The following is a 20856-nucleotide window of genomic DNA, read 5'->3' as shown; positions in this document are numbered from 1 at the left end:
TTGTTTATTTCAGAATCCCCCCTTATTTTTTGAAATAAGCATGCATTAAACGGATATTCTTACATCAGACTAAGAATATCCGTTTTTTCATTACATATATCGAAGGAGCTGTTATAAATGGATTATCGTATCGAAAAAGACACTATGGGTGAAATTAAAGTACCTGCCAACAAAATATGGGGAGCACAAACTCAACGTAGTAAGGAAAACTTCCAAATTGGCACTGAGCATATGCCTATTGAATTAATTCAAGCAATGGCTATTCTAAAGAAAAGTGCAGCAATTGCGAACAATAAATTAGGAAAGCTTTCAGATATTAAGGCAAATGCGATTGTGCAAGCTGCAGATGAAGTTTTAAACGGTCAATGGGATGACCAATTCCCTCTTGTTGTATGGCAAACAGGTAGTGGCACACAATCCAACATGAATGTAAATGAGGTTATTGCGCATCGTGCAAATCAAATTTTACAAGACGCTGGTGAATCAGACCGCATCCATCCAAATGATGATGTCAATAAATCACAAAGCTCCAACGATACGTTTCCTACGGCGTTGCATATCGCAGCTGTACTAAAAGTAGAAGATTATTTACTACCTCGCCTTCGCTTACTAAAAGCTACTTTGGATGAAAAGGCTGAGAATTTCAAAGATATTATTAAAATCGGACGTACTCATTTACAAGACGCTACGCCACTGACTTTAGGTCAAGAGATAAGTGGCTGGTCAGCAATGCTAGGTAAATCTGAGCAAATGATTAAACATAATGTTGAATATATGAAGGAGCTTGCAATTGGCGGAACGGCTGTCGGTACTGGTATTAATGCACATCCTGAATTCGGCGATCGAGTAGCAGCTGAAATTAGCGAGCTGACAGGAAAACAATTCACATCTGCAGCAAATAAGTTCCATGCACTAACAAGTCATGATGAAGCTGTCGTGGCACATGGCGCATTAAAAGCACTCGCAGCGGACTTAATGAAAATTGCCAATGATGTACGTTGGTTAGCAAGTGGTCCTCGTTCTGGTATCGGTGAAATTACCATTCCAGAAAATGAACCAGGCTCATCTATTATGCCAGGTAAAGTAAATCCAACGCAAAGTGAAGCAATGACAATGGTGGTGACACAAGTCGTTGGAAATGATGCAACGATTGCCTTTGCCGCTTCCCAAGGGAATTTTGAGCTCAATGTTTTTAAACCAGTCATTATCTATAATTTCTTACAGTCAACTCGCCTCCTAGCCGATACGATGAAATCATTCAATGATAACTGTGCGATTGGTATCGAACCAAATATTGAAGTGCTTGATCATAACCTGCAAAACTCCTTAATGCTAGTCACTGCATTAAATCCTTATATTGGCTATGAGAATGCAGCAAAAATTGCGAAAAAAGCACATAAAGAAGGCACTACATTAAAAGAAGCTGCTATTGCTTCTGGTTTGTTAACTGAAGAACAATTTAATGAATATGTTGACCCAGCTACGATGATTTATCCAAACGCTTAATGTTATAAGTGTGGGGCAACGAAGCTAACTACACATAAAAAAGCCTTGATATTACATCAAGGCTTTTTTCTCTGTCAGAAATTCCACTATAAGACGTGACTTGCTATGTAATTTTATAAAGAATAAGAGCTGTGTAAACACTATGCTTATCATAAAAAGTATATGTAGAATACTTAATATCGACAAAGTCTCCTTCTGGTAAATCATATAAAAATTTATTAATCATGTTTTCAAGCGTATCTTTATCTCTAGCCTCAAGTATGTTCGTTCTTAATCGTGCCACTTTTATCACCTCGCTGCATTCATCATATATTAAATGTCTATATTTGCCAATATTATAGATTGAATTTAAAGGATAGGAAGCTAAGAGCCTGACTACACAAATCAGACTCTTAACTAAACTATTGATGCAACTCTAATCGTTTTTGTTTAAGTGAATTCCAAATTTTTATCGATGCTGCGAATACTAAAATTAGTGAAACAATTACGAACACTAAACCAACTGTATATTCATGAAGGTTACTGCCCATATAACTATATAGAATCCTTAATGGGGTACTCGCAATAATCACAGTAAAAATGTAAGTTGAATACTTAATCCCTACAGATGCGGACAAAAAACAAATCACATCTGCTGGTGCTATTGGACATATGACGCCTATTGCTAAAAATTTGTAATTGTACGTTTCTAATAAATTATTCAAGTCGGGGTACCTATTTTCTAAATATTTATTTAGCCTATTCCCCGCAAAGCTTTTTGAAAGTATATAGACGAACGTTTCGCTCAATACAATGCCTACAGTAGATAACATGAAAGCCTCAATAGGTTGGAAACAAACTCCCCCCAAAATCATTAGTGTTGTACCTGGAATAAGCAATATCAGTCTAATTATCCAAAGGCCAATAAACAATAAGTATGCATAATTTTTATTGGCCGAAATCAAATCATTTAGTGCATTCAAATTAAGTGGCAGTAACTGAAAATGCTTTAATATATAAATGAATACGAACCAAATTGCAATTATGAGCAGTTTCTTTGTCATTTCTACACTCTCCTCAACACTTTCAATAAACACATAATAAGAATTAAATATTAAGAAATACGCGTTGAAATCATTAAGGATTCTTAAGATGAGCAATATATACTTATGTCAATGTATGATAAATTAGGTTGCACAGTGATTATTAAAAGTCGAGACTAAAAAAGAGATGTATTGGCATGCACATCTCCTGCTTCTTCATTAAATTATTCTTCCTCAATAGGGAGCATCACAATAAACGTTATCCAGCTATCCTTGTATACCGCGCGTAAATCCCCATGATGAAGTTCAATGATTCTTTTAGAAATAGACAATCCAAGACCAGTACCTTTTGCGTCCATTCTTGCTTTATCCCCTCTAAAAAAACGTACAAACATTATTAGAGTTTCTTTTTTCAAGCAATTTTTCTGTGAATACCTGTATCTGGCCCAGATACAACAATATATTTTGCTACTTTAAAATCAATTTTTCCAATCATTTTATCACCGAGAAAACTTGAGCTTGGAAGAATGGCTCCAATTGTTTTTGGATTTGCGAAAAATTGAGTTAAGAAAGAAAGGTTTTTTACACTTATTCACCTCAGTAGTTTGAATTGATATAGATACTTTAAAATTCAAACCTTAAGAGGATATATCGAAAATTCTTAAGAATCCTTAACATTTCTTTTTCATTACCTCTAAGACGATTTAATTCGTTTAAAGCAAATAAAAAAGAACAGTATTAGAACTTCCTTCTCTTCTAACACTGTTCCATATTTATTTTTGTAAAAATTATTTCATCATCTTGTCCAATTAATCGGCTTCCAATCTTCATCAATCCATTTTGAAGATGGTATTTCGAATGGTGCTGTCGCTAATAACTTGCCCTGTTGCCATATGGCAGCTTTAGAGCGAATCATTTCATCCAGTAATAGTTGGACAAACTCCTTAGGCTCTAATTGGAAAGAGTGCACGGCAAAATCATGAAACCAGCCACAGCCGAGTAGATACGGTGGAATTTCCTTGCTCGTTAATCCATTTTTCAGCATCAGTGTGAAAGAAAAAATTCGCTTACATGCATGCCAAGCCATTTTCTCAGGAGATTTCATCCACTTTTCGAGTCGTTCTCTTGCTTTATCTATCATTAGTAACGGTTCTTCAATCGCTCGCCCATGCCCAGGGTAAGCTAGTTTTATTGGTAGCTTAGCGAGTCGCTCCAAACTTTCGTATGAACGTCTTACACTATTTGTGCCTTCACGAAAAATATTCAACCAACCTACATCATTATATTGAAATAAGTCTCCACAAATTAATATCTGTTGCTTTTGTTCGTATAAAGCTATATGCCCTAATGTATGTCCTGGTGTATGTAAAACTTGAAGAGCACTATTTCCCGTTAAAATTTCTTGTTCATCTATAAGTAGCTGTTGCACAACATACTGTTCTACTGGTTGATCTAAATAATGGGAACCACATGACTCTAAATCACAATGGTTCACCATCTCCCCCTCCCAAAGATGTGCAGCAATCGGTAATGCGTACCGCTGTTGAAAATAATGATTACCCCCAACATGATCACTATGATAATGTGTATTAATGATACCTGCTAACTGCTTTGGTAATATCCCTGCATCAGTTAAAAGTTTTTCCGTTCGGAGCACATCACTACCAAAGCCCGTATCAACTAAAAAAGGTTGATCGTCTTGAATAACAATGCAATTGGCACTTGGAAACGGCCGTTCAAAAAACATCATATTTGTAGTTTTCATATGCTAGCCTCCACTTCTATAATTTATAGAATAATGCCAGAAAAGCTCCCTTTTAATACCTCTTTGTTAAGTTGATTTATACAAGAAAATGATGTATTAATCGCTTGACGATTTTTTTCATCTAGTTCAAATTGTTCAATCATGACATCACAGCGAATAGTATCACCGCTAAAAACTGGACGTAAAAACTCGAAGTTCATTGTACGCGCCAATACGTTAAAGTCACCACCCACTTTTGTTGGGAGTGTAGCTGTCAAAAGCCCCTGCACAACAAAACGACCTTGTTCATCTGGTGTGATATGATGAACACCTTCATCCTTTGATACCTTTGTAAATAATTCAACATCTTCTATTGTAAACGTACGTTCAAAAGTAATCTTTTCACCTACTTGTACTTTCATCATTTGCCCCCCTCTATATAAAACAAATTGTAGACTGAATGTTAAAATAATTCAATAAACGATTAAAAAGATATAAGTGCATTAACGTTTGCAATAAACGAGCCACCTAGCATCTTTTGAGAGGTGATACTAGGTGGCTCAATAAAATTGTTTAGTATAATTAATGAATATTTGGTAACCAATTAATTTTTGTTTTCTAAAAAAAATAAACTTCTTTCTTTCGTAATCCAATCATTCAAATTAGCATCACTTCTTTTTACTAATCGATTGACAAGTACGTCATGCCAAATGTAATCTTCTAAAAAGTTAATATGGAATGCATCATCAGTAAAAAAGGCTAAATCTTTGCGGAAAGGTGATGGTCCATAAATCATTTCATTTCCATCAACAGCGATAATAAACCAATGGGCAGTTGTTTGAGCTTTAATATAGTTGGTTGTTCGATGTTGGTCTACAGTAGCTATAGGGTTGTCTACATTTATTGTAATGCCATGAATGGGCACTTTTTCCCCAATTTCCTCTAAGTCCTCACGTAATATATTATAGACATCATCCCACATTGAAATTAGTACTTTTTCTTTTGCTCGTTTTAACATTGCAGTACAGAAGCTAAGAATTGTTTCCTTATCGCGTATAATTAGTATTTGATTTTCTTCTTCTTTCTTTTTTTGTTCTAGTGTCTTTAATTGATCAGCAATGGACATAAAATTAGATTGCCATTGCTGTTCTGTTTTTTGGATAAAAATAGAACTTGGTATTGCTGAATAGGTTGTTTGCTCAGGTGTCTCTTCCTTCATAACAAGTCCTTTTTCAACCAATTGATTGAGTGTATCGTATACACGTGCACGTGGAACTTTAGAATCTTTACTAACTTGATACGCCGTCACATTATTATTTTGTACAAGTGCTATGTATGCTTTCGCTTCATATTCTGTATAACCTAATTGCTTCAATTGGGAAATTAACTCCATCATCCATTACCTCCATTTGTTTCATTATAGTAAAACTATTCATCTAATTGCGAATGAAAATAGTCTTTACTTATATATTTATTTTAGTTACTATTGCAGTAGTAACTAAAATGAAAAGAGTGACATCATGATTTTTAATTTAGATCCACAAGTTGTAATTATCCTTATATTACTTGGCTTTTTAGCCGCTTTTATTGATTCTGTTGTTGGAGGTGGTGGTTTAATAGCATTACCAGCTCTTTTATTTGTAGGATTAAGTCCAACAACGGCTGTTGCAACAAACAAACTTGCAGGTACGATGGGGTCATTAACTTCTGTTATTTCTTTTTATCGTTCTGGAAAACTTGATTTTCGATCTGTCAAAAAGTATTTCCCATTAGCATTTATTGGATCACTAATAGGAGCCTGGTTCGTTACATTAATAAGTCCAGATATATTAAAACCTTTAATGCTCATTATGCTTGCTGCAGTGGGCGTTTATACCATTTTTAAAAAGGATTGGGGAGGCAGCGCTACAATAAAAAAACTCTCACCTATTCGTATTTTCGGGCTCATCTTTTTACTATTAGCGATTGGCTTTTATGACGGGTTTTTAGGGCCTGGTACAGGTTCCTTTTTTATTTTTACTTTTTTAATGCTTGGCTTAGATTTTTTAAAGGCGGCTGGAAATGCTAAGTTTTTAAATTTGGGCAGCAATATGGCAGCACTTCTGATGTTTGTCTATTTAGACGAAGTGCATTATTTATACGGAGTTATTATGGGGATCGCTCAAATTTTTGGGGCTATTGTGGGGACACAGTTTGCCATTAAAAAGGGCAGTACCTTTGTACGAAAATTATTCATCATTGTTACCATGACCCTCCTTCTCAAAAACACCTATGACTATTTCTTCAGTTAAAGTGTCAGGCACCGAAACGATTCTGAATTTTCACATAGTAAAACCCCCTCCATCGATTGGAGGGGGTTTTATATGTTATTGCATTAATTCTTCGAAAAATTCAACAGGTACATATGTTTTTGATGGTTCTAGTAAAGCAGGTGCTACCTCAAATTGACGAAGTGCTTTATTGTAGCCGTATGCTTTTTCACCACGTGTAATTGTATAAGATACTGCGCCTTTTGAAACAATTGCGCCAGTTCCTGTTGACTCTACTTTAAAGCCAAGTTCTTCGGCAATTAATCGTAAAGGCACCATTGTAGTGCCATTGATATCATAGAAATCATTTTTTATTATATCTTGTACTGCTGAATTAGAAGAAGCTTCCTCAGTTTCCTCAGCTACTTCACCTTGTTCTTCAGCTACAGCGTCTAAAACGATTACTTTTGTTGGTGGTGTTTGTGCTGGGATACTTCTTGTTGTAATCGTAAAGAACACAAGTAAATGTTGCTCTGCTAAATCTTTCACTGATACTTCTTTACCTAGTTGGCTTTGGACTACTGTTTCTTCCCCAACATTTAATTTTAAGCTGTTATCCGTATTCACTAAATCTTCATTGAAAAAGTCAACTGTCACACTGCCCATTTCCTGTGATTCAACAATGATAACTTCTGGGTTGTATTGTGGCGGATAGATCATCAGCATTGGCTTATTTGCATACGTATAAGCCGTTACTTTATCTCCTTTTTGAAGCTTTACTTCTTTCCCTGTATTATCAAAAATAAGTGTGTCTTTATTTACAACAAATACGTTCGTATTTTCTCCATCTTTTGTTGTATAATAAGTCGCATTGTCACGTTCTTCCACATTCTCAACTGTACCAGCTACTTTTATAAAAATTGGCTGCACTTGTGGGCTTTGTTCATCTTGTTGTGTAGCATTTGTCACAACTGCTTCTCCTCCGTTTGCTGATGCTGTTGGAGCGATTGCCACACTCCCTAGTAATAATGCTGACATTGCAAATGGTACGACCTTAGTCATTTTCATAAAAAATACATCTCCTTCATTTCACGAATTCAATGAAGTAGTCGATTTCAAAAGAAAAAGGTTACAATATTACCAAATTATTTTTACATTTGTCGAAAGCCAGCATATTTACGATTTAACGAGCTAAAAAATAAAGGACAATTTATTTAATATCCGTTGTAAAAAATATTGTTGTTCGTTTTGCTTTGATCTTAAATCTAATGCCACATCTGGATGATCTGTAATGACACCTGAGACATTTTTCTCAATAAACTCCTGTAATGAACGATCTTTGTTTAATGTCCAAACAAATAAATCCATATGTTGTGCCTTTAGTTCGGTAATTAAGCTTTCATTCACCCACGATTCCTCTAACGCAATAAAATCCACATTTAAATCATCCATCGGTCCAATATTAAGTGCATAAACAATTCCTACGCGCAAATTAGGTGTTAAATTTTTCAACTGTGACATCAATTGCGCATCTGAGGACTGTACATAATACGTATCAAGCACCTTATAGGCTCGCAATTTTTCTACTAACCGAGGCAATACGTCTTCCCTTTCTTTACCGTGTACCTTTAATTCAATAAGCAATGTAACATCAAGTGCTTTTGCGATTTCTATAAAATCATCTAAAGATGAAATTTTATCAGTAAACCCATTTTCATAGATGGTAATTGTTTTTAAATCACTTAGTGTCATATTTGCAATCACTCCATTTTTACCAGCTAAGCGCCTTAATGTACGATCATGAAAAACGACAAATTCCCCATCTACCGTTTGCTGAATATCAAGTTCTATTATATCTGCACCTGCATTGGCTGCACTAACAAGTCCATTGATCGTGTTTTCTACATGTCCTGCTGTATAGCCTCGATGTGCAATAATTTTTGTATCAGGTGCGTAAACACTTTTTTCTAACGAATATATATTCGTCATGCTTAAAATAGAAAAGATTACACTAATCAGTATTGGCAATAGGTTATAGCGTTTGCTCTTATGCGAATATTTTGGCATTGCCATATAACGTGTATTATACGTAATGGCAACCATTACTTGCGAAAACATTGCTTGCAACAAACTAAATAATACAACAAAGACCATTTCTAAAAACGCGAGTGTAAGACCTGCCGTTACAAGTGCTGCACTCGGCATATTGCGCTCCAAGAAAAATAAAGGTAGCGTACTGACAACTGTTATAGCTAATAAAAGAAATAAATGAACTGTTAAAACCATTGCCAGTAATACGAGTAGCTCAGCTAATCCTCGTCTTGAAAAACGCCAACTTTGTAGAAACGACTGGCGAATAGATATTTTCGGCTGTATTGTAAAAATAGGTAAGGTCAAAATGCTACGTATTCCTACTATTACTAATATACTGGCTATAGCCGCATAAAGTACCCTTCCTAAACGTGTGCTCATCATTTCATTTGTAATAAAGTGAGGTAACGTAATTCCTTGCGTTAATGTAAGAGGAAGCAAAAATGAAGCCAAAGGCAACAATAGGGCAATATAAACGATTAAATAAATGACTTGCAGACTAAAAAAGTAGATAAGCTTGCGATTTAATTGTTGCCACATTGTAAGAAAGCGATAACGGATGCCCCTTTGCTGATTAAAAGCCATGATAAATAGAAAACCCATTTCATAATAAATAAAAAGTAAGATAAGCAATACTAAAAGAAGCATCATCGCTAAGACAAAAGGGTGCATTAAAAAGCTTTGTATATTTTGTTCCGTAATGTGGGTGTAGCCCGTCACATTTAGCATTAGCTTCAATACGACTGTTGACACTGGTATTACTAATAAAAACTGAAATACACGTATCATAATGAAAACTCGGATATAATCGGTGCGATACGTGTAAATGTTATAGATGGCTTGTCGCATAATTTGACGAGCTTTTTGCATTTCCTCACCCCTGTCGCGTACTATCCATTACGAGCCGTTTCACATTATTTCTACTTATAACGTATGATAATTTTTGCATTTCAAGTTATCTTTCAAATAGAAAATGTTGCGTCCAGCTTTATTGTGGATGTTTGAAACACACATCTATCATATAAGTTGCGGTTGCGGATTTCTGCTCAAGCAAGATAAACTCGGGAATTGCTTGAATGTGATGATAAATTGAAACCTTTCCTTAGTTAATACGGTATATAAAACATCACAACAAATTAGGAGGAGGAAATTTAGATGCAATTCAACATCGGTGATATCATTAGTACTATTTTTATTTTTTTCGTTTTGGTCGCTATGTTTTTCTTTCTGATAAAGCTCATTAAAAATGGAAAGTCTAGTCTTCAAACACTTCCTCCCGAAACGCTCCAACACCAAATAAATGAACTTACAGTACGCGTTAAACAATTGGAAAAACAAGTACAGGACCTTTCTGATAGACGATAGCTCCTTCAATCATTTTTAAATTCGGTACAAAAAAAATCGTTATGAAGCTAAGCTTCACAACGATTTTTTTTACTTTCATATACGATACGACCATCTACAACTGTATAGGCAACTTGAATATGTGGTACTTTTTCTATATCTACCGCAAATATATCATCTTCGAAAACGGTGAAATCAGCACTAAAGCCTTCTTTTATTTTGCCTCTCGCATGCTCCTGGCCAATTATTTCAGCAGACCCTACTGTATAGAGGCGCACTGCATCGAAGCGTGAAATTTTTTCCTGCGGGCCAAAACCATGATGGCTTTCACCGAAATTTCGTCTTGTCACAGCGGCGTAAATGCCGTATAAAGGATTCGGTACTTCAATCGGTGCATCACTGCCACCTGCTACAATCAGTCCTCGATCTAGCAGTGATTTTAATGGATGAAGTCCTTGTGCGCGCTTCTCACCTAACTTCACAAGCTCCGCTAAATACTCTCCTTGAACAAACTGTGGTTGCATATCTACAGCTATCGGTAATGCTGCCAATTTATCTAAAATAACCTCATCAATTAAGCTGCAATGAATTAGTCTGTCCAATTGCCCTTCACGAGGTGGAAAAGCGGCAAAAACATCTAAAATTGTATCTATTGCTAAATCACCAATCGCATGCACTGCAACTGTTTGTCCATGACGTCTTGCAAGTTGCACATACTGCTCTAATTGCGTTGTTGAATGAACAAGTATGCCGTAATTGTTAGGGTCATCACAATATGGTTCACGTAAAGCGGCCGTACGTCCCCCGAAAGCACCATCGACGAATATTTTCATTGCACCAAATTGTACATATGTTGTTGATTGCTCGTTTAACAAAGCAACTTCCTCAAAAACGGTATGGTGTTGTAATAAGTGCACTTTAAATGATTGTTGCGCATCAACTATTTTTCGATAAGCATTTATTGGTTGACTAGGAGGACCGAAGTAGCTTAAATCTTCCGAGTGACCACCTACTAAGCCATACGATTGGAGCGATGCTATGGATTTTTGAAGCGCTTCTTCAATATATTCAGGCGTATAATACGGCATATGGTTAACGATTAAATATAATGCAGTATCTTTTAAAACACCTGTTAATTGACCGTTTTTCTTATCAATAATACCGCCTTCTGGTGAAGGTGTATCGTTTGTAATTCCAGCAAATGCAAGTGCCTTTGAATTAGCTAAAATTAAATGATGGCAACTACGTTTAATAATCAAATGGGCTTCACCGAGCGCATCAAGCTCCGACAAAGTTGGGAAAATGGGTTCGGCATACCCTGTTTCATTCATGCCAATAGCAACAACCCATTGTTCTGCAGAAGTGCCTTGCATACGTTCACCAATGATATGTAACAATTCTTCCTTGCTAGTTACATTCGACACATCAATGTGCATTAATTTTTCCCCATATCCAATAATATGTAAATGGCTATCAACAAATCCTGGGTACATTACATTTCCTTGTAAATCTCGGACCGTTGTAGCTTGTGGTAACAAACTGTCAACGGTACCAACCGCCACAATTTGTCCATCTTTTTCAAGTACTGCTTCAACTGTTTCGCCCGTTTTTTCCATCGTATATATTGTTCCACCTGTCCAAAGTGTTGCCATCCAATTACTCCCCCTATGCTATTGCTTCGATTAAATGCGCACTTTCTAAACGTCGACGTACGATGACACCAAGCCATGCCGCAAGTACTGCCTTCAATACTCCAACAACAATAAATGGAGCAGCTCCACCCATAAATGCTGCTGTCCATGTTAAATCGCCGACAATTTTTAACCAAGCTGTACCAAACGCCAATGTCACGACCATACCGATAATGTTGGCAATGATTGCTTGTACAATGGTAATGCCAAATTTATTTAAGTATAAACCCATCAATACAGCCGCAGCAAGGAAGCCAACAATATATCCTCCTGTCGGTCCTATAATGATACCATACCCCCCTGACATACCACTAAATACTGGAATACCTGCTGTGCCAAGTAAAATATAAACAAGTACAGATAGTGTACCAAGTCTTGTACCTAATATTGTAACAACTAAGCCTACAGCTAAAGTTTGACCTGTAATTGGAATCAGTGGTAGCGGAATCGTTACCTGTGCAAGAACTGCGATAATAGCCGCTCCGAACGCCGCTAACACATAATTGTAAGTATTACTCTTTTTCAAACGAAAATCCCCCTTTTGTTAACCTAAATTAAAAATAAGTTAACAAAAAGATAATGCAAATAAAAACAGTTGTCAATCGAATTTGACAAATTACTATAAAAAGAGACTTTTATATTTTTATTAGCTACCAAAGAGGCTCGTTACTTGGATCATCTTCTTGTAATTTTACTATATCAGGAAGTAATAAATAATGATAAATTACGCTACTTGCGATAAAAAACACGATACCGATAAAGAATTGATCAAATACTTGACCCATAAACACAATAAACGGTATAGGAATATTGAGTAGGCCAGATAATTGTACCGACTTTTTTGTACGGTATTGCTTTTTACTACAATGTGGACACTCTATCTGCCCATTTTTCCAATACAATTTTCGAACTTGCTTAGCTGACCAATTTTCTCCACATGCAACACATACCGCCAAGCCATACCCTTTTTTATGCAATATACGTTTAATAATCAATGCTATACTTACAGATATACAAATAAGGAGCAGCCCTTTTACCCAATCATGCTCTAATACCGTCCAAATGGTCCATCTCTCAGATTCTTGCTGTATGGCAGCTCCTTTCATAGGGGTTGTTTGTTGCTCTGATTTCTGTGTCATAAGGGCACTAAAGCCAATCGCTAGCAGTGTAAAAGTCGCTAGCACAATTCGATACTGATGTTGGCCACTGCTCTTGCTTTTACTTTTAGCTCTTGCTTTTTGTGCAATCCGTAGCTTTTTCTCCTCCGAAAGCTTTACATGTTGAAGCTCATGTAACACGTTTTCTTTAAATCGATTCATAGCGTAACACCTCCCAATCGTAGTCAGCGATGACTGTAGCTAGCTGCTTTCTTGCCCGTTGTAATCTTGTGCGCACAGTTGCCTCAGGACATTGAACAAGCTTAGCAATGTCTACTGTTGTCATTTCCTCAAAATAATAGAGAATCAACACCTCTCTGTATTGTACAGACAAAGTGAATAAAGCTTCTATTAGCTCCTGCTTGGACGATTTAGCGAGCATTTCTTTTTCTGGCGTGACTGTAGTTGAACGTCCTGAAATTTTCTCAAATAGCGACAGCCGTTTGCTTTTCCAGCTTCGTAAATAATCGTGACTGCGATTGACCGTCATTTTGACCAAATATGTACGTAATGATGATTCTTGGCGAAACTGTTGCTGCTTTTGATAAAAGGCAATAAACACATCTTGGACAATATCCTCTGCTGTTGCTTCATTCTTTACATATAAGTAGGCAACTTTCAGTAGATAATCCCCGTGCTCTGCAATAATTTCTTCAATTTCCATTGCTGCCTCACCTTCTTTCTAACCTACTGACGTAACCCAATTTATTTCCGATTCATTTTACATGAAAATTTTTTCAAAAAAGATAACAATTTTCTACTTGCAAGCTAGTCCTTAACACAAAAATCCGCTCCCTTTACACAAACAATACAATACACTACGTTTGCTCGTAATGTATTGTATTGTTCTATGTCCTACATAAAGGTCGCGGAAACTAACTTCATTTCATTTGTATGAATGCATTAAACATATTGAATAAATTACCTTTTTATTACTTTATTTACTATTTCCCACATTGCTATATTGGTTATAGAGCGTTAGTTGGTTACGTCCATTTCGTTTTGACGTATAAAGCGCACTATCAGCATAATGGATTAATTGCTCTACGTTCGTTATGTGAACATCTTCGTTGGTACTAACACCTATACTAAACTCCAATTGTACAACATCATTATCTACTGTTAAGACAAGGGAAGTTAAAGTATTGTATAAATTTTGAGCTATTATGGCGATGGATTCTTCTTCTCTTAAGTGGATGAGAACAATAAATTCATCACCGCCAAAGCGGGCCACAATAGATTTGTACGGCTGGAAAAATTGTTGCAATGTGGTGGCGGTCATTGTTAAGGCGTCATCGCCAAATAAATGACCATTGGAGTCATTTATGGATTTAAAATGATCTAAATCAATCATGAGTAAAGCTAATTTTTGATCATGTGATACACTTTCCACCATTGCTTTCGCATGTTCATCAAAATAGCGGCGATTATATATATTTGTAAGTGGATCGATGTAGGAAGTTCTTTCAAGATGTTTCTTTTGATCGTTATATTCCATTTCAAATAACACTTGCGTATAATTCTCTCTTTGCATCTCTAATAATATATTAATATATTCCTTTTGGACGGCACTTAATATAATCTTATTTCCCTGCTCTTCAATAAGCTTAACTAATGAATTGTAGATGGTTTGTAACAATGATAAATCATTATTTTGCAATGCATAATGCTTGGATTTTTGGTACATATCAATCGCTTCGCCGATATATCCTTGTTTTTCAAACAGTAATGCTTGAGCATTAAACACCTCTAATTGAGCCTTATTATAGGGAGGGTCCTTAATCGTCATAAGCAACTCTTGTATCAGAACATCTGCTTCTTCATATTCCTTCAGCCAAATATGCGCTGTAGCTAAATTGGTCTTAGAATGTATAATACTTTTATAGGGTTCATCATGTTTCATTTCACATTCATTGGCATAGAACAAACTCTTTAATGCAAGTCTCTTTGCCTTTGCATACTTACCGAGTTCAATTTCTAAACCACTCAAATTATTATAAATTTTACCTAAGCTTTCTATATGTTGTATACGCTTTGCAATTTCGAGACCTTTCATTAAAAGCTCTTCCGCCTTTTTTAAATGCCCGAATGTTCCCCAATAAATGGAGGCAAGAGAATAATATTGAATGATATCGATATCATCGCCATATAAAAAAGTCAGTTCACGGTATTTTTCTAGTAAATTAATGGATATTTGGAGATCCCCCACTTGAAAATAGCTAATACAGCTATAACGCAATAAATGCATTGCTTTATCGTACAGAGCTAGTGCATTGGCACTTTCAATAGCGGCACTGCTTAACTCGATATATTCTAAATAGCGATTTGCACTATATAATTCATCTAGCGTAATCCATAGTTCTTCAAATTCTTGTAAATCCATACCGCACCCTCCTTTTTCATACCCCACTTCCTTAATACTACATTTGCTTATAAAATATTACAATTCTTTATCCTTATTTATTTTCCAATTAATGAGCAAAAAGTGCCAGTCACTCAAATAATTTTGAATTTTCAATTTACAACAGCAGCACTTCTACGACATACTGTTGAACGTGACAGAAAGTTTTCACTGCATCGAAAATCTACATAACAAACAGTCAAATGAAAATAGACTGTAGACAAACGCGAATTTTTTCGAGTTTGTCTACAGTCTGATGGAACTTTATTGGAGACTTAAATTCATTCTTCAATTTTTAAGAGTGCTTTAAATTCGTTAGCCCTTTCTTGACTAAGTTGTATTTCACCATATTCCTGCACTTGTAGCCAAAGTGAATTGCCATATCCTTCCCAAATGTCCACTCGATTTTCATCTATAATAAAAGAATAATTTGGTGGTCTCTCAATGTTTTTTTCTTTTACTCTCCAAGTTATTTGTTGAAGAAATTGTTTCACTTCATCTTTATTTTCAGGGGTAAGCTTTTTTGTAACAGTAGGCTCTAATAATTCTATTTCATCTACTAAACCATATTGGTTTACCAATCCATCTTCTTCAACTGTACCCCCGCCCACTGACTGGACGGCAACATAATCTCCTTTTTGCAATGCCATATTACCGATAAGAGGATACCATGTAGCGTTATGGTATTTGTCTATAATTTGTTCCTGCGTCAAATCTGCAATATCCTCTGGAACAGCCCCTTCAACATGTAAAAAGGTATTACCTTGGACTGCAACAACGGTCCCAATGTGGTTTGTTCCTTGACGGATATTTGAATAATTTTCTAAGCCCAATTCCTCCTGAAAGGCCTTCGCCTGTTCTGAAAAATGTGCATTAAAGTAGTGAAGCGCATCCCGAGTAGCAATATCCTCTACAATCCAATTCGGAAATGTTGGATACTTTTCGGCGTATATTGTTATAAGTTTTTTCTCTGCTACCAACATTGGTAACATCGGCTCAATATACTTTGTAAAATAACCTTTTAATCCTTGTTTTTCAAAGAGCTTGGCATATTCAGGTGATTCCTGATACATTTGCAACTCTTCATAGCGACTTTTTCCTTCGAGCTCTCGTTCTTCTTTTGTACTTTCGATACCAAGAGACTCGGCAAAATAATAGGACGCAACACGCTTTTCATAGCGTTCATACGCCTCTTCTATATTAGATTCTCTATCTGGATTAAACGAAATAATTTTTAAAATATCTTCATAATAGGCGAGCTGGGTCTGATTAAATAGTGATGCCGTCTGTTTTTTATCACTATCTAAAAGCTGTATGACGAATCCTACTAAACATAGCGTCACAATAGCGGCTATTACTCTAAAGCGAATGGTCTTTTTAGGTTGTACTTCATGACGCTGTAAAACACGTTGTTTGACACGTTCTTTACTCGGTAACATATCCCCTGCTATTTTAATCAGTTCTTTTTTAACGTCATTCATGTAATAACACCTCCCATTGCTCCCCTAAATGTGGCTTTAATGCTTCACGTGCCCTTTTAAGTCTTGTTTTCACAGTATTTTCAGGAATTGCAAGCACTTGGGCAATATCAGCAATCTTCATTTCTTCATAATAATAAAGTAGTATCGGTTCTCTATATGCCAGCGGAAGATTTAGGATTGCGGCTCCAATTTGTGATTTTTCCTCCGCTTCAATTAGTGCATCTCGCTGTCTTTTGGCCTGTGTAAGAAATAGTTTTTCCTGTAAAACACATTTTTTATAATGCCAGCTTTTTAAATAATCTTTGCTTTTATTAATCGTCAGCTTCGATAAATAAGCGCGTAGCTGTCCTCGTTCCTCATAGGCATGCTCTGAAAATTTTATAAACACTTCTTGCACAATATCCTCTGCTACATGCCGATTTTTAACGTAAAAATAGGCGAGGCGAAGCAAATGCTCTGCATGATCATCGATAATTTTTTCAAGAATGCTGTCCACCTCCTCCTCTTACACTATAAACGATTACCAATAGATGGCCGTTTCAACTTATGTAAAAATTTTATATAAATACACAAAAAAAGAGAAAATCCACTTAATTTCTATAGTGGATTTTCTACTATTTAAATAAATCGTTTAACGAGTGTTTCGTATACCCCAACCATAAACAAGCCGCCGAAGACAGGGATTAGGGAACTAAAGCTAAAATAAAAGCCTTCAGCATCGTACTGTCCTAAAAATTGAAATGCAAGCCATGAGATATTATAGGTTTCTCCGACCCCATATAAAAAGCTAGTAGTAAATAAAAATAACGCAAAGCATTTAATAAAATTAGCCTTCTGCATACCGTTCACCTCACTGAACAATAGTCATTTCCTTCGCATATGTTAGTATTTCTTCTTTTGTCAAATCAGGGTTTTCAGTAAGAATGCTGTATTGGTAGCCATTTTCATTCCAACTAATAACGAAGCGATCTCCTAATTCCATATAAGTCCCTTCTTGACCTCGTACTTGTATATCTTCTTCATTCGCAAGACTACCACCAAACGTTTCATAATTACTCACAACTTTAAACACTGACACTGAAAATGCAGGTTGCTCCTCTTTTTCATATTCAAATGAAAATTCTGGACGTTCTTCTACTTTCATATCTAGTATCGTTGATAGAGTCACCCCATCTTTTTCAGGTAGTATTAAAAAATTACCAAGCTGTTTTTTCACCTCATCCATTGTCGCAGATGTCGTTTGATCTTGCGTATCAATTTGCTCGATTGTTGCACCTTCTGGTATATCATAAGCAAACAACGCATCATCTATTTTCTTATTCACTTCAAGCTTCGTGTACTGTTGTTGCGTTACAATACCAGCGTTCGTCGTAATGGTTTTTAACGTTAACCACGTTTTTTTATCAATCCACACTTCAATGTCGCCTAGTAGTGTATTCTTTTTTTGTGCTTTTGCCGTTATATGATAAGCATCTCTTCCAGCAATTTTTTCTTCACCCGCTATGGCAATGTCATGGGAATCCTTTACTAAGTTTAATAAGACTTGGGCATTATCTTTTGCCGATCTTCCCATTAACTCTTCTAATTCTCCATTTTCAAATGTCATAATGGACGCTTTGTTTTCTTTTTTACTAAAAGTAATAACTTGCTTACCATCATTAACTGCAATTACATAATCTTCATCGACTGACATTTCAATTCGGCGTTTACCATCCTTCATCCACTCCTTCACGGTAGCGCCCTCAGTTTCATCTATATCCATAGTATATTCACCATAATAGCTTTCTAGCTCTTTTGTTTCCTGTAAAGCCTGGTCGATTATCTCCTGTGGCGAATAAGATGCCTCTGAATTGCAGCCAACTAAACTAATCGTTAGGAATGCAATCATTCCGCCTACACATAATGTTCTTTTCCATTTCATTCCTTATCTGCTCCTTTGTATGGCGGTAACCAGCAGAGCACTGCTGTCCCAACACCTTGTTGTGATACCATATTTACGGTTCCACCATGTTTTTCAATAATTTGTTTTGCTATGCTAAGACCAAGCCCAGTTCCTCGTTGTCCTGTCTTTGTTCTGGCATGATCGGATTGATACATTGGTTCAAATAATTGATTGATTTCTTGTTCACATACACCTTCCCCACTATTTTGCACAACTAAATACATTCCTTTCGTTTGGGAAAGCGCTGCATTGACAAAGTCAAAGCCCCAATCAAGTTTACGATTACTAATAGCCGCTAAACCAATCGTAGTGCCAGATGTTCCAAAATGTGTCGCATTGCTCATTAAGTTATCGATCACACGTTGCATTTGTGAAGGATGAACAGCATATGCCCCCTCAACATCACATAATGTATGTAGCGAAAATCCTTTTCTTTGACAAAGTGGTTCATATTCTGAAATCGCCATATCAAAAAATTCCTGTCCTTCTACTTGAACAAGTGATACATCGTAGCTTGTAGATTGAAGCAATGTATACATTAGTAAATCTTCTAGCATGTCCTTCATATCCACTGCCTTCGTTAGTATAACAGCTTGATATTCCTCCTTTATGTGAGAAGAGAGTGAAGGGTTTTGTAAACTTTCAGCATATGCTTGTATCGAGGTTAAAGGTGTTTTTAAATCATGTGAAATACTGGCAATCATCAGCTCTTTTTGTTGCTGTTCTTCTTTTAAATGTGCACGTGCTGTTTCAATTTCACTTTGCATACTTATGAAAGTCTTTGCAAGTTCACCAATTTCATCTTTTCTTGCAGCAATAACAGATTCAACATGTTTTCCTTTACCAAACGCATGCATTTGTTCCATTAACTTTTGTAAAGGCCGATTCAATTTACGATTAAGCAATAAAATTACTGTCACATAAATTGCTAAAAATAGTGTTATCGTGCTAGCAATAACAAGCCACGAACGCCTCTCTACAGCTTGGACCCAGTCCTTCCTCACTAATTGAATTTCATAAAATCCAACTAAATCACCTTTTTGATAAATAGGTTCTTTGTACGTAAACGCATTGTATTTTTGCTGTAATTCAAATAAGTTTTTCATAATAAGTTCCCTTGAAACAAAACCAGAATGTAAAGGATTTGAAGAATAATAAACAAAACCAGATTTCGCATACAGCGTAATAGCAAGTTGATCGCTCGTAAGTGCTTTCACCTCTTGCAAATCGGCATTTTTTCTATATAACAATGGGTCGTTAAGAACTGATTTTACACGATTTAGTTCAGTCCATTTTTCCATATACTCTGCAAAGCTTTTATCATGGTAATATGCGTTTACCCACATATATAAGCCATATGCCCCGCCAATCGGTACAATCATAACGATAAAAAACATGGTTAGTAGCCAAGTTTTAATTTTCATAACCGTTCTCCAATAAAGCGATAGCCCTTGCCCCAAACTGTTTGAATATAATGTGGGCTTTTAACAGGATCCTGTAGTTTTTCCCGCAGTGCTTTAATATGTACTGTGACTGTATGTGTTTCATCTACACTGGCTTGCTGCCAAATATGCTGATATAGCTCTTCTTTGGAAAATGTTTGACCAGGGTTTTTCGCAAGTAGTTTTAAAAGAGCAAATTCTTTTTGTGTTAAGGTTAATTCTTTATTTTGCAGTGTCGTTATTTCTTTTTGCCAGTCAATTACTAAACCAAAATCAAATGTTGCTACGTGATCTGTCATTTCTATTTTCTTAAAGCGTTGCCATCGACGTAGATGAGAAGCAACACGTGCCTTTAATTCTGCTAAGCTAAATGGCTTTGCTAAGTAATCATCCGCTCCTTGTAACCCTTCAACCTTATCCGCTTCTTCTTTACGAGCGCTCATCATAAGGATTGGCACATCACTTTCCCAGCGAATATTTTGACATACGGTTAGGCCATCCATTTCAGGTAGCATCCAATCGACTAATACTAAATCAAATGATTGTGCTTGAAAATCTGCTAGACCTTCTAAACCAGTTGTCGCCCAAGTGACTTCATATCCTTCTTGTTCAAGCGTATCTTTTACAATGCGTCCTATTGCGGGATCATCTTCAATAAGTAATAGCTTTTCACTCATCTGTTTTCCTCCTGTATTAACATTACTACGGATTGTTGCATTTCCTTTGAACTTTATACTTTCTTTATAATTACCTTAGATGGACTTATCTGTATTAACAAGGGCAAAT

At 36.1% G+C, this 20856-nt stretch carries 21 protein-coding genes and 1 pseudogene; 3 read left to right on the top strand and 19 right to left on the bottom strand.

What is annotated here, in order from left to right:
• Positions 1-117: 117 nt before the first annotated feature.
• A complete protein-coding gene (gene fumC, locus FH508_RS10430) occupies positions 118-1506 on the top strand; it encodes a class II fumarate hydratase (protein ID WP_172771266.1) in 1389 nt (462 codons plus the stop codon).
• A gap of 103 nt (positions 1507-1609) precedes the next feature.
• On the opposite strand, the gene FH508_RS10425 is transcribed toward fumC, so the two are convergent.
• The 6 genes and pseudogenes from FH508_RS10425 to FH508_RS10400 all read right to left on the bottom strand — a co-directional run bounded on the left by FH508_RS10425 (position 1610) and on the right by FH508_RS10400 (position 5668).
• On the bottom strand, positions 1610-1789 hold the full coding sequence (locus tag FH508_RS10425; RefSeq protein ID WP_172771265.1) for a sporulation protein Cse60: 180 nt from the start codon (positions 1787-1789) through the stop codon (positions 1610-1612).
• Between the two features lie 118 nt (positions 1790-1907).
• Positions 1908-2549 carry a TVP38/TMEM64 family protein gene (locus FH508_RS10420; protein ID WP_172771264.1) on the bottom strand — a complete coding sequence of 214 codons (642 nt, stop codon included), beginning with the start codon at positions 2547-2549 and terminating at the stop codon, positions 1908-1910.
• A 203-nt stretch (positions 2550-2752) separates the two neighbouring features.
• Positions 2753-2923, bottom strand: a pseudogene (locus FH508_RS10415) (ATP-binding protein); the annotation flags it as partial.
• A gap of 401 nt (positions 2924-3324) precedes the next feature.
• Positions 3325-4293 (bottom strand): MBL fold metallo-hydrolase, encoded by a 969-nt coding sequence (locus FH508_RS10410; protein ID WP_172771262.1) that lies wholly within the window; start codon positions 4291-4293, stop codon positions 3325-3327.
• 23 nt (positions 4294-4316) lie between these two features.
• On the bottom strand, positions 4317-4694 hold the full coding sequence (locus FH508_RS10405) for a hotdog family protein (RefSeq protein WP_172771261.1): 378 nt from the start codon (positions 4692-4694) through the stop codon (positions 4317-4319).
• Between the two features lie 182 nt (positions 4695-4876).
• Positions 4877-5668 (bottom strand): TrmB family transcriptional regulator, encoded by a 792-nt coding sequence (locus FH508_RS10400; RefSeq protein WP_172771260.1) that lies wholly within the window; start codon positions 5666-5668, stop codon positions 4877-4879.
• Between the two features lie 124 nt (positions 5669-5792).
• Between FH508_RS10400 and FH508_RS10395 the strand changes: the two genes are divergently transcribed.
• Entirely contained in the window at positions 5793-6563 is a 771-nt protein-coding gene (locus FH508_RS10395; protein WP_172771259.1) for a TSUP family transporter, read from the top strand.
• A 75-nt stretch (positions 6564-6638) separates the two neighbouring features.
• Here the strand turns inward: FH508_RS10395 and FH508_RS10390 are convergent, their stop codons facing one another.
• Entirely contained in the window at positions 6639-7589 is a 951-nt protein-coding gene (locus tag FH508_RS10390; RefSeq protein ID WP_172771258.1) for a stalk domain-containing protein, read from the bottom strand.
• Positions 7590-7712: 123 nt separating this feature from the next.
• Complete coding sequence (locus tag FH508_RS10385; RefSeq protein WP_172771257.1) at positions 7713-9482, bottom strand: glycerophosphodiester phosphodiesterase; 1770 nt, start codon at positions 9480-9482, stop codon at positions 7713-7715.
• Between the two features lie 285 nt (positions 9483-9767).
• Here FH508_RS10385 and FH508_RS10380 point away from each other — a divergent pair, with 285 nt between their 5' ends.
• On the top strand, positions 9768-9977 hold the full coding sequence (locus tag FH508_RS10380) for a hypothetical protein (RefSeq protein ID WP_172771256.1): 210 nt from the start codon (positions 9768-9770) through the stop codon (positions 9975-9977).
• A 47-nt stretch (positions 9978-10024) separates the two neighbouring features.
• On the opposite strand, the gene FH508_RS10375 is transcribed toward FH508_RS10380, so the two are convergent.
• From FH508_RS10375 to FH508_RS10325, 11 genes are all read right to left on the bottom strand, one after another.
• Positions 10025-11608, bottom strand: a complete 1584-nt coding sequence (locus FH508_RS10375) for an amidohydrolase (RefSeq protein ID WP_172771255.1) — start codon at positions 11606-11608, stop codon at positions 10025-10027.
• Positions 11609-11621: 13 nt separating this feature from the next.
• Positions 11622-12173 carry a biotin transporter BioY gene (locus FH508_RS10370; RefSeq protein ID WP_172771254.1) on the bottom strand — a complete coding sequence of 184 codons (552 nt, stop codon included), beginning with the start codon at positions 12171-12173 and terminating at the stop codon, positions 11622-11624.
• A 124-nt stretch (positions 12174-12297) separates the two neighbouring features.
• Complete coding sequence (locus FH508_RS10365) at positions 12298-12966, bottom strand: TIGR04104 family putative zinc finger protein (RefSeq protein ID WP_172771253.1); 669 nt, start codon at positions 12964-12966, stop codon at positions 12298-12300.
• Positions 12953-13468 carry a sigma-70 family RNA polymerase sigma factor gene (locus FH508_RS10360; RefSeq protein ID WP_172771252.1) on the bottom strand — a complete coding sequence of 172 codons (516 nt, stop codon included), beginning with the start codon at positions 13466-13468 and terminating at the stop codon, positions 12953-12955. The genes FH508_RS10365 and FH508_RS10360 overlap by 14 nt, the downstream gene beginning before the upstream one ends.
• Positions 13469-13741: 273 nt before the next feature.
• Positions 13742-15187, bottom strand: coding sequence for a GGDEF domain-containing protein (locus tag FH508_RS10355; RefSeq protein ID WP_172771251.1), 1446 nt, complete (start codon positions 15185-15187; stop codon positions 13742-13744).
• Between the two features lie 299 nt (positions 15188-15486).
• Entirely contained in the window at positions 15487-16686 is a 1200-nt protein-coding gene (locus FH508_RS10350; protein ID WP_172771250.1) for a hypothetical protein, read from the bottom strand.
• Positions 16679-17182, bottom strand: coding sequence for a sigma-70 family RNA polymerase sigma factor (locus tag FH508_RS10345; RefSeq protein WP_172771249.1), 504 nt, complete (start codon positions 17180-17182; stop codon positions 16679-16681). The genes FH508_RS10350 and FH508_RS10345 overlap by 8 nt, the downstream gene beginning before the upstream one ends.
• 122 nt (positions 17183-17304) lie before the next feature.
• Positions 17305-17526, bottom strand: coding sequence for a hypothetical protein (locus FH508_RS10340; protein WP_172771248.1), 222 nt, complete (start codon positions 17524-17526; stop codon positions 17305-17307).
• Positions 17527-17536: 10 nt separating this feature from the next.
• Positions 17537-18607: a LolA family protein gene (locus FH508_RS10335; protein ID WP_172771247.1), complete on the bottom strand. Its 1071-nt coding sequence runs from the start codon at positions 18605-18607 to the stop codon at positions 17537-17539.
• Entirely contained in the window at positions 18604-20052 is a 1449-nt protein-coding gene (locus FH508_RS10330) for a sensor histidine kinase (protein WP_172771246.1), read from the bottom strand. Before FH508_RS10330 ends, FH508_RS10335 begins: the two co-directional genes overlap by 4 nt.
• Positions 20049-20747 (bottom strand): response regulator transcription factor, encoded by a 699-nt coding sequence (locus FH508_RS10325; protein ID WP_172771245.1) that lies wholly within the window; start codon positions 20745-20747, stop codon positions 20049-20051. Before FH508_RS10325 ends, FH508_RS10330 begins: the two co-directional genes overlap by 4 nt.
• Positions 20748-20856: the final 109 nt, after the last annotated feature.

This window comes from Lysinibacillus sp. CD3-6, from assembly GCF_006351725.2.
GTDB lineage: Bacteria > Bacillota > Bacilli > Bacillales_A > Planococcaceae > Lysinibacillus.
Note: the sequence above shows the minus strand (reverse complement) of the source record. Positions and strands in the feature narration are given on the sequence as shown.